At 61.7% G+C, this 14,475-nt stretch carries 10 protein-coding genes and 1 tRNA gene; 9 read left to right on the top strand and 2 right to left on the bottom strand.

Annotated elements, in window-relative coordinates; all coding sequences use genetic code 11:
- Positions 1-5: 5 nt before the first annotated feature.
- The 7 genes from N7L95_RS13885 to N7L95_RS13855 all read left to right on the top strand — a co-directional run bounded on the left by N7L95_RS13885 (position 6) and on the right by N7L95_RS13855 (position 8,332).
- Positions 6-653: a DUF4390 domain-containing protein gene (locus N7L95_RS13885; protein ID WP_301255838.1), complete on the top strand. Its 648-nt coding sequence runs from the start codon at positions 6-8 to the stop codon at positions 651-653.
- Positions 654-703: 50 nt separating this feature from the next.
- Positions 704-2,992 carry a sensor histidine kinase gene (locus N7L95_RS13880; protein ID WP_301255837.1) on the top strand — a complete coding sequence of 763 codons (2,289 nt, stop codon included), beginning with the start codon at positions 704-706 and terminating at the stop codon, positions 2,990-2,992.
- Positions 2,993-2,998: 6 nt separating this feature from the next.
- Positions 2,999-3,700, top strand: a complete 702-nt coding sequence (locus N7L95_RS13875) for a response regulator (protein WP_301255836.1) — start codon at positions 2,999-3,001, stop codon at positions 3,698-3,700.
- Between the two features lie 39 nt (positions 3,701-3,739).
- A tRNA-Phe gene (locus N7L95_RS13870) sits at positions 3,740-3,815 on the top strand.
- 459 nt (positions 3,816-4,274) lie between these two features.
- Entirely contained in the window at positions 4,275-6,302 is a 2,028-nt protein-coding gene (locus tag N7L95_RS13865; RefSeq protein WP_301255835.1) for an ATP-binding protein, read from the top strand.
- A gap of 167 nt (positions 6,303-6,469) precedes the next feature.
- Positions 6,470-7,144 carry a TIGR02391 family protein gene (locus tag N7L95_RS13860; RefSeq protein WP_301255834.1) on the top strand — a complete coding sequence of 225 codons (675 nt, stop codon included), beginning with the start codon at positions 6,470-6,472 and terminating at the stop codon, positions 7,142-7,144.
- A gap of 831 nt (positions 7,145-7,975) precedes the next feature.
- The gene (locus N7L95_RS13855; protein ID WP_301255833.1) at positions 7,976-8,332 is read left to right on the top strand and encodes an H-NS family nucleoid-associated regulatory protein; all 357 of its coding nucleotides are present in this window, start codon (positions 7,976-7,978) and stop codon (positions 8,330-8,332) included.
- A gap of 49 nt (positions 8,333-8,381) precedes the next feature.
- On the opposite strand, the gene N7L95_RS13850 is transcribed toward N7L95_RS13855, so the two are convergent.
- The gene (locus tag N7L95_RS13850; RefSeq protein ID WP_301255832.1) at positions 8,382-8,957 is read right to left on the bottom strand and encodes a hypothetical protein; all 576 of its coding nucleotides are present in this window, start codon (positions 8,955-8,957) and stop codon (positions 8,382-8,384) included.
- A 229-nt stretch (positions 8,958-9,186) separates the two neighbouring features.
- Positions 9,187-9,288 (bottom strand): SymE family type I addiction module toxin, encoded by a 102-nt coding sequence (locus N7L95_RS29625; protein WP_363324881.1) that lies wholly within the window; start codon positions 9,286-9,288, stop codon positions 9,187-9,189.
- Between the two features lie 1,208 nt (positions 9,289-10,496).
- On the opposite strand from N7L95_RS29625, the gene N7L95_RS13845 reads away from it, so the two are divergent.
- Positions 10,497-11,435, top strand: a complete 939-nt coding sequence (locus N7L95_RS13845; protein ID WP_301255831.1) for a LysR family transcriptional regulator — start codon at positions 10,497-10,499, stop codon at positions 11,433-11,435.
- Positions 11,436-11,685: 250 nt separating this feature from the next.
- Positions 11,686-14,457 (top strand): type VI secretion system Vgr family protein, encoded by a 2,772-nt coding sequence (locus tag N7L95_RS13840; RefSeq protein WP_301255830.1) that lies wholly within the window; start codon positions 11,686-11,688, stop codon positions 14,455-14,457.
- Positions 14,458-14,475 lie beyond the last annotated feature (18 nt).

Genomic DNA, 14,475 nt, shown 5'->3' with positions numbered 1-14,475 from the left:
GTAACGTGCGTCGCGATCAACGGGTTGCCGGCTGTGTTTCTCCCGCTGTCGCGCCGGCAGCGGACCGCATCGTGGCGGCTGCGCGCGGGGGCTGGCCCGGCATGGCGGCCTGGCTCGCATGGGCGCTGGCCCTGCTCCTCACCGTCTTGCCCGGCCCCGTGGCGGCGGCCGGCATCGACTTGCACGAGGTGGAAGTCGGCCGTGGCGAGGACGGCCTGCTGATCGGCTTCAGCGCCCGCTTCGAGTTGCCGCGTGCGGTCGAAGACGCGTTGATGAAGGGCGTGCCCCTGCATTTCGTGGCCGAGGCCAGCACCTGGCGCTCGCGCTGGTATTGGCGCGACCAGCGCATCGCCCGGCAGAGCCGCTCCTGGCGCCTGGCCTACCAGCCGCTGATGCGGCGCTACCGGGTCAATTTCGGCAGCCTGCACCAGCAGTACGAATCGCTGGCCGAGGCGCTGGCGGCAGTGCAGCGGGTCAGCCGGTGGAAAATCGCGGACGTGTCGCAGCTCGAACCCGGTGAGCGGCATTACATCGAGCTGGCCTACCGGCTCGACACCACCCAGCTGCCGCGGCCCTTCCAGATCGGCATCGGCGGCCAGGCCGAGTGGAACCTCTCGGCCGAGAGCACCGTCGTGATCGACGACCCGACCTGAGCGGCGCCCCCGCCCAGCCTGACGACCCCTTCTCCTGCGCGCACCGTCCCGTGACCAAAGCCACCCGCTGGGCCTGGATTCTTTCGCTCATCGCCGTGTCGGGCGGCGGCCTGGTGCTGGTCTTCCTGCTTGCGCTGTCGACCAACAACCGGCGGCTGTACGAGCAGCACTTCGAATGGCTGGTGTGGCTCAACGGCGCCATTGCCGCAGTGCTGGCGCTGGTGATCGCCAGCGCGGCGGTGCGCCTGGTGGTGCGCATGCGCCGGCGCAAGTTCGGCAGCCGGCTGTTGTTCAAGCTGGCCGGCATCTTTGCGCTGGTGGGCGTGATTCCGGGGCTGGCCATCTACATCGTGAGCTACCAGTTCGTCTCGCGCAGCATCGAGAGCTGGTTTGACGTGGAAGTGGAAAGCGCGCTCGACGCCGGCCTGAACCTGGGTCGCGTCACGCTCGACACCCTGGTCAACGACCTCGGCAGCAAGACCCGGGCGGCTGCCGACCGGCTCGGTGCCGATGGCCGGCAGGCCGCCCTTGCGCTGGCCTTGGAACGCGTGCGTGACCAGTTGTCGGCCGAAGACGCGACGCTGCTGGGTCCGGCCGGCCAGCCGCTGGCCAGCGTGGGCGTGCAGCGGGCTGCGCTGGCGCCGGAGCGGCCGCCGAGCGCCCTGCTGCGGCAGGCGCGCAGCCAGCGCATGGTGAGCCAGCTGGAGGGCCTGGACGACGACACCGGCCCGCCACGCATCCGGGTGCTGGCCTATGTGCCGTCGGCCAGCTTCACCTTGCTGACCGAAGACCGTTACCTGATGGTGACGCAGCTGCTGCCCGCCTCGCTGGCGGCCAATGCGCTGGCGGTGCAGAAGGCCTACCGCGAATACCAGCAGCGCTCGCTGGCCCGGGAGGGCCTGCGGAAGATGTACATCGGCACGCTCACCTTGTCGCTGTTCCTGGCCGTCTTTGGTGCCGTGCTGCTGGCGGTGACCCTGGGCAACCAGCTCGCGCGGCCGCTCTTGCTGCTGGCCGAAGGCGTGCGCCAGGTGGCCGCCGGGGACCTGACGCCCAAGCAGGTCTTTGCCTCGCGCGACGAACTGGGCGGCCTGACCCGTTCATTTGCCGACATGACACAGCAGCTGTCCGATGCGCGCGCCCTGGCACAGCACACGCTGAGCCAGCTCGAGGCGGCCAAGACCAATCTGCAGACCATCCTCGACAACCTGACGGCCGGTGTGATGGTGCTCGACCACGAGGGCCGCATTGCCTCCGTGAACCCCGGGGCCACGCGCATCCTGCGGCTGCCGGTGGGCGCCTATTGCGGGCGGCCCTTGTCCGACGTACCGAGCCTGGCCGACTTCGCTGGCGAGGTGGCGCGGTTGTTCAGCCTGCATGTGGCGGGCAACGACGCCGGCGAGCGTGACCAATGGCAGCAGTCCTTCGAGCTGCAGCCGCCGGCCGACGCGCTGCCCGAGCGCGGCCCCATCACGCTGCTGGTGCGGGGTGCCTGGCTGCCCCAGCAGGCGCAGCTGCTGGTGTTCGACGACATCACCGAGGTGGTGTCGGCCCAGCGCTCGATCGCCTGGGGCGAAGTGGCACGGCGCCTGGCGCACGAGATCAAGAACCCGCTCACACCCATCCAGCTGTCGGCCGAGCGGCTGCAGCTCAAGCTGGAAAGCAAGTTGACCGGCGCCGACCAGCAGATGCTCACCAAGTCGGTGACCACCATCGTCAACCAGGTGGGTGCCATGAAGCAGCTGGTCAACGAGTTCCGGGACTACGCCCGCCTGCCCAGTGCGATACTGAAGCCGCTGGACCTGAACGGGCTGGTGTCCGAAGTCATCTCGCTGTACGGCCACGCGGTGGAGTCCGGCCACCTGCACGCCGAACTGGGGGCCGGGCTGCCGATGATCCTGGGCGATGCCAGCCAGCTGCGGCAGGTGGTGCACAACCTGCTTCAGAATGCGCTCGACGCAGTGGCCGACCGCCCTGAAGGCCTGGTGCGCATCGTGACCGAGGCCACGCGCGGGGACGATGGTGGCTTGAAGGCCGTGCGGCTGGTGCTGTGCGACAACGGGCCGGGCTTTTCCGAGAAGGTATTGAAGCGGGCGTTCGAGCCCTATGTGACGACCAAGACCAAGGGCACCGGCCTGGGCCTGGCCGTTGTGAAGAAGATCGCTGACGAGCACGAGGCACGAGTGCGCTTGAAGAACCTCGGCGGCAGCGAATCGGGTGCGGGGGAGGAGGCCCAGGTGAGGGGTGCGCAAGTTTCGATATCATTTTCAATGATTGCCCCACCCCATCCCGCCCCCAACGACACCGGAACATCCACTGTTGCCGAAGCGGGGAGCTGAGACTGCATGGCCACCATTCTTGTTGTTGACGACGAACTCGGCATACGTGCGCTGCTCTCGGAGATCCTCTCCGACGAGGGCCACAACATCGAGCTTGCCGAGAACGCCGCCCAGGCGCGCGCCTTCCGTGAGCACACCCGGCCCGACCTGGTGCTGCTGGACATCTGGATGCCCGACGTCGACGGCATCACCTTGCTGAAGGAGTGGGGCGCCACCGGCCAGCTAACCATGCCGGTCATCATGATGTCGGGCCACGGCACGATCGACACGGCGGTGGAGGCCACCAAATTCGGTGCGATGGCCTTCCTGGAAAAGCCCATCACGTTGCAGAAGCTGCTGCGTTCGGTGGAGCAGGGCCTGGCCCGCCAGACGCAGCGTCCCGCTGCTCCGCCGACGTCTTTGCCGCTGTCCGTGCCAGGTGGGCGCGAGCTGACGGTGGAGCACACGCTCTCGTCGTCGGCCACGCCGACGCTGAACACGCCGTTGGCCCTCGGCCCGCAATCCGAGCAGCTGTTCGGGCTGGACCGCCCGCTGCGAGAGGCGCGCGACGCTTTCGAGAAGGCCTACTTCGAATTCCATCTCGCCAAGGAAAACGGCAGCATGACCCGCGTGGCCGAGAAGACCGGCCTGGAGCGCACGCACCTGTACCGCAAGCTCAAGCAGCTGGGCGTCGACTTGTCGCGTAACAAGCGGTCCGGAGGCAATTGACGAGCCGGCCGGAATTGCTATATACTTTCAGTCTTCGTTGGCCTGGTAGCTCAGTCGGTAGAGCAGAGGATTGAAAATCCTTGTGTCGGTGGTTCGATTCCGCCCTAGGCCACCAAAATTCAGCGCCCAACCGGTCTCGGTTGGGCGTTTTGCTTTGTGCCTTTCCCGCGTCAGTGCGGGCTTCAGGGCCGTTCTTCCTGTGCCAAGGGGCCGCTACTTTGGGTCTGTTTTCGGCCCAGTTGGATTCCTTTCTGCGCTCTCTTCTCTAAAAAAGAGACAACTTTTTCTGGTCGGCGCGAGAAGAAGTTCTTTGCTGACAAGGACTTATCCGTGTGTCGAGTAGAGCGGTTGCGAACCGTCTTGGCAGGGCAGAGACGGAGACCGCCATGCCTTCTCGGACGACCGCACGGAGCCAAAAAATGGGTATCCACTTCTCGCGAAGTTGGCGGTACCAGAACGGCCTTCTCCAGTATCTCTTGACCATCACGGTGCTTACTGGAGCTCAAAGCTGATAGCCCAAAGCTAGCTACGTAGTCTCACAATACGGTCGGGCGAATGATCTATGAGTCTTACCTTGGCCCTCATCGGAGAAGCAACAGTGGCCGTTACGCAATACCGAGTCGAAGTTGAGCCGGACCATCTAGAGAAGAACGCGCGTGCCAAGCCGGTCCAAGCACTGTCCGAACTGATCTGGAATGGACTTGACGCAGATGCTGACCGGGTGAGCGTCTCCTTCGAGCACAACGCGATGGGTACCTTAGACCGAGTGACCGTCCGCGACAACGGACTAGGTCTTCAGCGTAGTGAGGCCGCGGAATGCTTCCGCAAGCTGGGCGGGTCGTGGAAGAAGAATCGATCAACAACGCCAAGCGGCCGCCACCTGCATGGACAAGAGGGGCGTGGGCGCTTCAAAGCGTTTGCGATCGGATCGCACGCGGAGTGGGAGGTTGTGTACGACAAAGGTGGAACACTTTGGTCCTACAAAATCAGCATGTCCACCAGCGACATTCGTCATGTCGCGATCTCTGACGAGGCTGAGGCGGCGCCCGGCGTAGAGCGAGGCGTGACGCTGGTTGTGTCCAATCCTCACAAGGACTATCGGACGCTCGACAGCGATGCTGCTCTTGATGAGCTAACGGAGATATTTGCGCTCTATCTGTCCGACTACGAAAACCTCCGGGTAACTGTGGGAGGTAGGCGAGTTGATCCTACCAAGGTAATGGCTAACCGACAGGCCTTCAATCTCAGTGACATCGTCTCTGAAGGTAAGAATTATCCTGTTCGCCTTGAGCTAATTGAATGGAACGGTATCTCACAGCGGGCACTATTTCTGTGCAACGATAAAAAGTTTCCGTTGGTTCACGTCGGGCGTCGATTCCATGTGGGAAATTTCCAGTTCACGGCCTATCTCCAGTCGCCGTACATGAACAAAACTCAAAAGGACGGTGTGGCCGATTTGGCGGAAATGCAGGAGCCAGTTATCCTTGCGCTCGATGAGGCGCAAAGGGCCATCAAGGATTATTTTCGAATGAGGGCGGCATCGGAGGCCAGTAGCTTCGTTCAGGAATGGAAATCTGAAAAGATATATCCATATGTCGGAGACCCCGCGACTCAAGTGGAGTACGTTGAGCGTCAAGTTTTTGATATTGTGGCGCTGAACGTTGCGCGTCATCTCCCTGAGTTTAGTCGATCGCCTCCAAAAAATAAGCAGTTTCAATTACGGATGCTTCGGCAAGCAATCGAAAAGAGTCCCGAAGATCTGCAGTTGATCCTAACGGAGGTGCTTAATCTTCCTAAGCGCAAACGAGATGAATTGGCTGGGCTACTACAGGACGTTTCTCTTTCATCCATTATCAGTTCGGCAAAAGTGGTGGCCGACAGAATCAAGTTTGTTGCGGGACTGGACGCGATCTTATTTGATGATGAGTCTAAAAAGAGGCTCAAGGAGCGCACTCAGCTGCACAGAATAATCGCAGAGAATTGTTGGTTGTTCGGTGAAGAGTTTACATTGTCTGTCGACGACCGCTCATTAACTGAGGTGTTGCGCGCCCACATGAAAATCCTTGGTGAAGAGGTTGTTATCGATGCCCCAGTGAAGCATGTTTCACAGACCAGAGGGATTGTGGATTTGATGCTCTCGAAGGCTACACGTCGGCACAAAGCTAATGAGGTCACTCACTTAGTTGTGGAATTGAAGCGGCCAAAGGTTTCAATCGACTCCGACGAAATTACCCAGATCGAAAAGTATGCCTTCTCCGTTGCTGCCGACGAGCGCTTCAAAGGTGTGGGCGTGCGTTGGATTTTTTGGGTCATTAGTGATAGCTATGGTGAATATGCGGCGCGACGGATCGCAGACGAGAGTGGGCAGATCTACAAGAAGGACAACGTCTCGGTGTATGTGAAGACTTGGGCACAGGTACTTGACGAGAATCGTGCGCGCCTCCAATTTTTCCAGGAACGATTGGAGTTTCAGGCTGATAAAGGAGATGCTTTAAAGTACCTGCAGGAGCGCCATGCACAGTACCTGGAAGGAGTATTTGATGATGGATTTGTGCGTGAACAAGACAGTGAAAGTTTTAATCACGATGATTCCATCGACTAATCTTGCTGCTGCACTCATTGCAGCGGAGCGGCGATTTGCAGTGCAACAATTTGGTACGTAGATTTGGTCATCCGATTTGAGGCGGCCTTCAGTTTTCGGGGTGAAATAAGATGGTTGAATGGTTGGTGTCAGTCTACGAAAAGTGTCGTGAAATAAAGGAGAAGGCGTTGGATGCCCAAGCGCATCTCGAAATTGACGAAAAGGAGGCGGCGAAAAAAATCAATGGTTATCTTAAAGCAGACTATGAAGCGCTGCTTCGTTTATGGAGGCAAGCCGATCCGGATCTCGGCAATTCTGGCCGAGTAGGCGCCCTCGGTCGCCATATACACTTCGGCATGGCCGGTGACTATGACGATATTTTGGGCAGTGACTTGCCTGACATCCTCGTTGCAGCGGAAAGAGTGGCGAGGATGGGTGCTAATGTAATGAAACCGGTCGGTTTTGAAGAGTTGCTGCATCCTGCGATCGTCGAAAGTTCCTTGCCTCAGTATAAAGCTGATTTTCTACGGGAGTCGGTGCTTAATGGGGTGATGGCGGTAATGGAAATGCTGCGGGCCCGCACAGGATTAAAGCTTGATGGAAAAGATCTCGTTGGGCAGGCGTTCGGTCTAAAAAACGGCATCCTGATCTTAAGCGATTTGGATAGTGAGTCCGGCCAGAATGACCAAAAGGGGTTTCTCATGATATATGAGGGGGTTTATACCGGCGTTCGCAACGTGAAGGCACATTCTCTGACGCACGACCTGAATGCCGTGAAGGCGGCGCAGTATCTTGTCATGCTCAGCTTGCTTGCAAGGCGGATTGACGAAGCGAAAGTGCGGCCGAATGAGAATGGGAGCTGATCGCCAATTGCACCAAATTGGAAGGGGCTGCTTCTCCGGCTATCCGGTAACAAGTCGCCTGGCTTCATACTGAAGAATGACGGCGGCCGTAAGGCGAATTGGTCCAGTACGGAAGACCTCTAAACGGCCCGTGTCTGCGCGGAGCCATGGCGGGGCGTGTTGACCGCAAGTTTTCAGCCCGGTGGACACTTCCATGCCCGACCATCTGGTGCCCGCACTTTGTCGAAGGCAGAATGCGATCACCGAACACCCTCACACGTTACAACCGTCCTGCGCTTTCGAGCTCCGAGTTCAGCCCGCACCACGCTCCGGTCAGTGTCGGAAACCGCGTTAACGGGGCGAACACAGATCTGCGCTCGCAACAGGCCTTCCAGTCCAAGACCGCGCGAGTCAGCCCTTCTCCAACGCCTATGATTCGCATCATTCGCTGGCGGACACGTCCGAACAATCTTGGTCCCGAATAATCGCAGGGCCGCCTTTAGCGCAGGGCCGAGTTCCCAGATGCTCGCACGGTGGATGAAACACCCGTTTAGGAACCTCTGCCTTTTGCGCTCCTGCGCAGTGGCGTGGGGCTTGTCAATCTCCTGCTTCTGGGCTCGAAAGAGTTCCTGTTATATCGGTCGGATCGTCCTTCCCCATGTATGCTGCGTTGATCCTGATTCCAGGAGAGCCGTGCAATGCCGAAAGCCTCCTCCGCTGCTAGATGTAAGTGGCGAAGGGAAGGCGCCGGCGTTCTCCAGCAGATCAAGCAGCAGATCGCGCTCTACGGGTTTACGGCGGACGAAGTGTTTGGCGGCGGGAAGGTCCCTACGCGAAACGCGTTCGGGCGTCATGCTGGATCCGCTGCGGCTTTCAAATACCAAGACGGCCAGGGGCAACAGTTGGTCGGGACGTGGCCCCCACCCGCGGTGGCTGCGCAAGGCAACTGAGAACGAAGCAACGCTCGAATGCTTCCTCGTCGTTGTCCCGAACACCGCTTCCAGCGCTACCGCAGAAGCGGGTCCAGCGTCAGCCAAAAAGCGGCGCCTTGCAAGCAAGCGGCCGGCCACCAACAAGGCCTCGCGGCGAGCCGCAGGAGCGGGCAACCGCAAGACCGGTCCAAAGAAGGCGGCGAAACCGGCCGCCAGGAAGCGCAAGGCGGCGGTGTCCGCCGCCGCGGAGACGCCCGAGGCGGGCACCGTCCAGTGAGAGCTGCCGCTTCGTAAGGGTGGGGGCAAATGCGGCCGCTCTCCGCGCTTTAGGCCGCTCGCGCTACGGAGCTATTGGGAACGCGTGCTAGGACCTGCGCCTCCAGCACCTTGATCCGATCAGCCGCATCGGTGACGGAGTCGGTGATGTACTGCGTGATTTCCAAGGGAATATCGAGGCCAGCCAGCTCGTTGATGACCTGCTTGGCCTGACGGAGCCATTCGACGTGCATGGCGCTCAGCGTCGCGAGCTGCTGCGCCAGCACATCCGGCGCTGCAGCGTCGAGGCAAGACTGAAACGCCATCTCCAGCGCGGCCGTCGCCGACAGCATCGCCGAGAACGGCTCATGCAGTGCACGAGGGATGGCGAGCTCCGCGCTCTTGAGCGAGTCCTGCTGGCTCACCCAGTCCGAGGCATGGCGCCACAGGCAGGCGAACGTCTGGAATCCGACGTAGCGCTCGTACAGGGCAGCAAGCTCCGCTTCTGTCGCTCCTTCGAGGATCTGCCGCAGGCCAGGCAAGAAGCCCAGCATTCGGTCGAGAATGATCTCCACAGACGCGCCTTGGGCGGCGAGTTGTTTGATGCGCAAATCGATGGCCGCAGCCACCTGATCATGTGCGTGCATGCTCATTTCCTTCAGAGGTGAGTGACGGTTGGCGAGGTGAGCCGGGGCACCTGCTAGAAATTGCAGCGTGCCACTGGGAACCAGCTACTGGAGCCCGTTCGCAAGGGGTCTGCACCGTCTGCTCACAAACCTGTCCACAGCTGTGGTGGACAAGTGCAGGAGCGACGGGCGCCGACGGCTCAACGCACCATGGGGAGGGGGCCGCTGCTAGCGGCCTGTTCGCCCTCCTTCAGTCCGTCGTCAGTACCAAGCACCCGGCCATGACGCGGACCCGCACCTGCGTGTCCACCTCGAAGCCTGCGTCCCTGAGCCACTTGCCACGCAGGCGCACCCACGGTACCGGTGTGTCCGCCACGCCAGAGGGTTGGCGGCTTCGGTCGTAGGGGAGGAACGCCCCATTGACGCTGAGGTAGCGCTCGTTCCTCTCTAGCTTGCTGGTTGTGGGCAATGCTTCGCCCGGCCTATGATTGACATCAGCCACGATTGACTTCCTGCGTAAGTTGGTTGTGGTTAGCCGATCCGAGGTGTTGCTGCACCTTCGGGTCGGCGCCTTTACGGCGTCGCCGCGCGGACAGAATAAAGAGACAACCTCCCACAGGGAAGGACCCAGCGGGCGCTTTTCTGGCTCATCCAGCTACAAGCGCGTCTGCTTGATCGCTGGCCCGGTCTCCTCCTTCTATCCTTTCGCGCGACGAGCAGTAACCGTCTACAGCCGCAGTGCTGCAAGCACCGCGTGCTGTGGTGGAGGAGCAGCCGTCGTCGACGGGCTCTTCCCGATTCGCCTTTCCACATTGCATCGTGCCGCTGAACGGCTCGCGTCACACCGCAGTGAATGCTGTGCAAGGTCGCCCTCGAGAACGCGGGGGAGGACCCATGCGGCAGCCCTGTAGCCTTCCATCCAAAGGTCCCCGAGGCATCACCTGCATCGATCTCCAAGATTGGCAAAAGGTCGCCGAGCTGCGCCACGATCAGGATGGGGTCCTGCAGCAGTACCTGAACCAGCCGATAGCGGTACCGGCGCTCTCCACTGGGGCAGCGGTCCAGTGCCACCAGCACCGAGCGGTGAAGCCCAGTGATGAATCCATCTGAGCGTAGCTGTCGCTCCAGTCCCCGGTACCAGATGCGCCTTCGCTGCCACGAGACGTCACGTGCAAGCGTTGCGCAGCACCAGAAGCCGTATGGCGTGTGACCGTCGAGCATGCTTCTCCTTCAGATCGCCTGCAAAGCGCGCAGGCAAAGATCGCCCATCCCACACCCTCTTTGGGGCAGGAGCCTTTATCGGTTAAGGAATGCAGTCAGCCGGTTCTGATGCTGCTGACGGTAGTTGGGGAGCCGAGCCTATGAGGGTGACGCAGCACGTGCGACCGGGCTCTGAATGGATGGCAGGATGACCGCCAGGCTGCCGTCGCCTTAATCTCGACCAATCCTTCTTTCCCCATTGCTGCCTCCCTGTGTACGCGCTATTTTTCGCCGAGTTGGGCCCGCACTTCAATGACATATTGGATCTGGGACCCATTCCTCAAAGTTATGGGAGGTCCAATGGAGCTAAGACACCTGCGCTACTTCGCAGCTGTTGCAGAAGCCGGCAGTTTCAGTGTGGCGGCAGAGGGGCTGTTCATCGCTCAACCAGCCTTGTCGAAGCAGATCCGTCAACTAGAAGAAGAGCTAGGGGTCCTGCTGTTCGCTCGGCATGCAAGAGGAGTTGTGTTGACGCCCGCCGGCAAAGCGCTGCTGCCCGAGGCCCGCGTGCAACTTGCGTCCATGGGTCGCCTGGCAGACCTAGCGCGTCGTGCAAGGGGCGTGGAGAAGCACCGACTCAGGGTCGGCATCGCTCCTTCGTTGGCCATTCCGGTGCTGCCTGGGCTCGCAGCTCGGCTTCAGGCGCACTTCTCCGAATTCGACATGGACGTGCGCGACATCGCAAGCACCGAGCAAACCGAAGCCTTGCTTGCGAATGAGATCGACATCGGTATGGCGTGCCTGCGGCCGAGGCATTCCGCGGTGTCGGTGGCGTGCCACTTGGAGGACCGGCTCTGCATAGCAATGCATCAGCAAGATCCTCGGGCCAGACAAGAGTCCTTGAGCTTGCAGCAGTTCGTCGAGGACCGTTTCGCGGCCTTCAGTGAGCAGTCTTGGCTAACACGCGGGGACCGGCCCGACCCGATCTTCGCGAAGGCCAGATTCCAGCCCTACGTGCACTATGAGGTCGCGACGGTGCACCGGGTCCTGGACTTGGTCGCGGCAGGGCTGGGTGTGGCCTTGCTTCCCTCAGTCCTTGCGCTTCACCGGCCCAAGGAGGTGGCACTGCGACCGCTGCGCAACGTGCCGCGCTGCACCGCGCTCGCGCTGCTTCGGCGGCGAGCCGACAGCAATCCGGTGCTCGCATTCGTGGATCCGGCGATGCGGGAGACCTTCGCCCGTCTCCAGCAAGCTGCGGCGGATGCGCTTGATGGCGCAACGCTCCAGCGCTGTCCCTGACCGGCCTCGCCGCTCCCCGGGACGCGCACCCCGATTGATACTAATCAGAAGCAACGGCAGCTAGAAGGCGGCGTTTTCCGCTCATTTGAGGGAGATCGGCGCCAGCAGCCCCCCAAGAGAGGGGGGCTGCGGCCGTGGAATCACCTAGGGCGCACGATAGACTTTCGCGGCGCAAAGCCGGGTACTGCGATCAGCACCGATCGCTGGCCGGCACAAATAGCAAAAAAGATCCGAGGGAGGTCTTCCAAGCATGAATCTGTCTGACCTGACAGACGCACTCGCGAGCGTCTTTGCCGAGCAGGCGTTTGACGAGGTCAATCGTCCGATGCGCATGCGCCTGGCAGGGCGCCACGGCGTGCTTGACAAGGTGCTGCTGCTCCAACGGATCGACATCCGCGAATCATTGTGCGGCGGCATCGAGGGCCATATCACTTGCCTCAGCACTCGATCGGATCTGCCGCTGCAGCAGTTCAATGCGCTGCCATTGGAAGTGCAGTTGGTGACCGACAGCGGGCGTCTGCGTCCCATCTGCGGTCTCGTGACGGCGGCCCGACGCGGCCAGTCGGACGGCTCGTTGACGTCGTACCAGTTGACCCTGAGCGATGCGCTCGGTGTCATGGAACGGCGCGTCAACAGCCGGGTGTTTCGCAACCTGAGCGTGCTGGAGATCACACGGGTGCTCCTGGACGAGTGGCTGCAACGCTACCCAGCGCTGGCCCGTTCATTCACCTATGAACTGCTTCGTCTTGAAGCCAGTCGCTACCCCAAGCGCGAGTTCATCCGCCAGGCCAACGAAACCGACGCGGCCTTTCTCCGCCGGCTGTGGAAGCGGTCGGGATTGGCGTGGTTCTTCCGTCCTGTGGCTGGCGAGGGCAAGGACGACACGCCGCGGCACCAATTGGTGCTGTTTGATGACGCGATGCAGCTGCCCCAGAACGCGGCGGGGGAGATTCGCTATCACCGCCTGGACGGTACGGAGCGGCGCGACAGCATCACGCTGTGGGCTTCGGCGGTCCAACTGGTGCCGGGTAGCACGCGGCGCAGCAGCTACGACTACAAGGTATCGGGCATCAGCCAGGTCGAAGAGACCACGGTGATCGATCAAGGCGAGAGCGGCAACGAGTTCGCGGCGCTGCTGCAGGATGCGGTGGTTGAGCCGCCGCATGCTGGTGACAGCTACGCAGATCATCAGCGGCTGACGCGGTTGCGCATGCTGCGCCATGAGTTCGAGGCGGCTTGTACTCACGGCAGCGGCGGCAATCGTGACCAGGCGGTCGGGGAATGGAACTCCATCGCCGGCCATCCGGAGTTGGACACTCGCTCCGCTGAGCAACGCCAGTACATCACCATCGAGCTGCACCACGAGGGCGACAACAATCTGCCCAAGGAGCTGAACGACCGCGCACAGGCGCTTTTCGCGGCGTGTGAGAGCAACGTCCCCGGTTGGGCGAGAGGCCGCCTGTCCAGCGATAGCACGGGCCGCGCTCATGCCCAGCAGCGCTATCGCAATCGGTTCATTGCGGTGCAGCGCGGCACGCCGCTGGTCCCGGCATGGAATCCCAAGCAGGACCTGCCGCCCACACCACCCACCACGGCCATCGTGGTTGGTCCCGAAGGGGAGGAAGTGTGGTGCGACGAGCAAGGCCGCGTGAAGATCCAGTTCCCCGGCTTGAACGCCCGTGACCACGAGCACGGGCAGGGCGCCGGGACCAGTGGCACCGACGGGGACAGTGCCTGGGTGCGCTGGATGACCCTGTGGGCCGGGGCGCACTATGGCCTGGATGCCATTCCGCGCGTTGGCATGGAGGTCAAAGTCGAGTTTGCTGACGGCGATCCCGATCGGCCGTACATCGCCGGTGTACTCCACGGTTCCACCACACCGCCGGTCAACTTCAGCCACGTGGGCAGCCTGCCCGGCAACAAGCACCTGACAGGCCTCAAGACCAAGGAGGTGCACGGTCAGCGCTACAACCAGGTGCGGGCGGACGACACTCCGGGCGAGATTAGCCTACAGGCCGCCAGCGAGCACGGGCACAGCCAGCTCAACCTGGGCTACTTGACGCATCCTCGGCAAGACGGCAGAGCAGATCGCCGGGGAGAAGGCTTCGAGTTGCGTACTGACGAGAGCGGCACGATCCGCACCGCCAAAGGTCTGCTGATCTCCGCATGGAAGCGCCTCAACGCGAGCGACGGCCAGCTCGCGCGGACGGAATATGAAACGCTGATGGAAGAGTGCCTCGAGCTGTTCAAGACGCTCGGCAAGTACGCCGCTGAGCACCAGGCTCTGGCAATCGATGACAAGCCTCAGGACGAACTGAAACAGGCGGTCCGAGAGTGGGAGGCCGGCAGCAACACCGACCCGAAGTCACCGCCGGGCGGCGCGCCCAGTATCGGTGTCACGGCGCCCGCCGGTATCAGCTTCGCCACGCCGAAGTGCCTCGTCAGCTATGCCGGGGCGAACATCGACACCGTGGCCCAGCAGCACCTGCAGCTCACCAGCGGCCAGCGTTTCAACGTCAATGCCGGCAAGGGGCTCAGCCTCTTCTCCCATCATGACGGGCTGAAGGCGATCTCGCACCACGGCAAGCTGCAGCTGCAAAGCCAACACGACGATACGCAGGTCGATTCGGCCAAGGACATCGTCCTGCGGGCCCAAGGCAGCATCACCTTGATGGCCAAGGACATCAAGCTCATCAGCGAGTCGGGCTCCTTCATCAAGATTGACGGCGACATCACGCTGGGTACGAGCGGCAACATCTCCAGCAAGGCATCCAGCTTCCCTCACTCAGGGCCGGCGACGATGGGTACCGAGCTTCCGCAGTTTTCAGAAGGCGCTGCCGATCAGCGGTTCCAGTTGCTGTACGGGGCGGGCGTCGATGCACTGCCGGCTGCCAACCGACGGTTCGAGATCACCATGAGTGACGGGCGGACGGTTGCCGGCCTGAGCGACGCCGAGGGCAAGACCGAAGTGCTGCAGAGCGACGCCATGCACATTGCCAACATCCGCATCTTCAAAGATTAAGCGACGTTCGTAGGGGAA

This window comes from Eleftheria terrae (assembly GCF_030419005.1).
In the GTDB taxonomy this organism is placed as follows: domain Bacteria; phylum Pseudomonadota; class Gammaproteobacteria; order Burkholderiales; family Burkholderiaceae_C; genus Caldimonas; species Caldimonas terrae.
The sequence above is the reverse complement of the archived record's forward strand: the minus strand, read 5'-3'. Positions and strand labels throughout refer to the sequence as shown.

What these genes read in the sequence shown, in the direction of transcription:
- N7L95_RS13850 (WP_301255832.1), bottom strand. Translation starts at nt 8,957, where the DNA reads ATGCACGCACATGATCAGGTGGCTGCGGCCATCGATTTGCGCATCAAA.
- N7L95_RS13845 (WP_301255831.1), top strand. Translation starts at nt 10,497, where the DNA reads ATGGAGCTAAGACACCTGCGCTACTTCGCAGCTGTTGCAGAAGCCGGC.
- N7L95_RS13840 (WP_301255830.1), top strand. Translation starts at nt 11,686, where the DNA reads ATGAATCTGTCTGACCTGACAGACGCACTCGCGAGCGTCTTTGCCGAG.
- N7L95_RS13875 (WP_301255836.1), top strand. Translation starts at nt 2,999, where the DNA reads ATGGCCACCATTCTTGTTGTTGACGACGAACTCGGCATACGTGCGCTG.
- N7L95_RS13855 (WP_301255833.1), top strand. Translation starts at nt 7,976, where the DNA reads ATGCTGGATCCGCTGCGGCTTTCAAATACCAAGACGGCCAGGGGCAAC.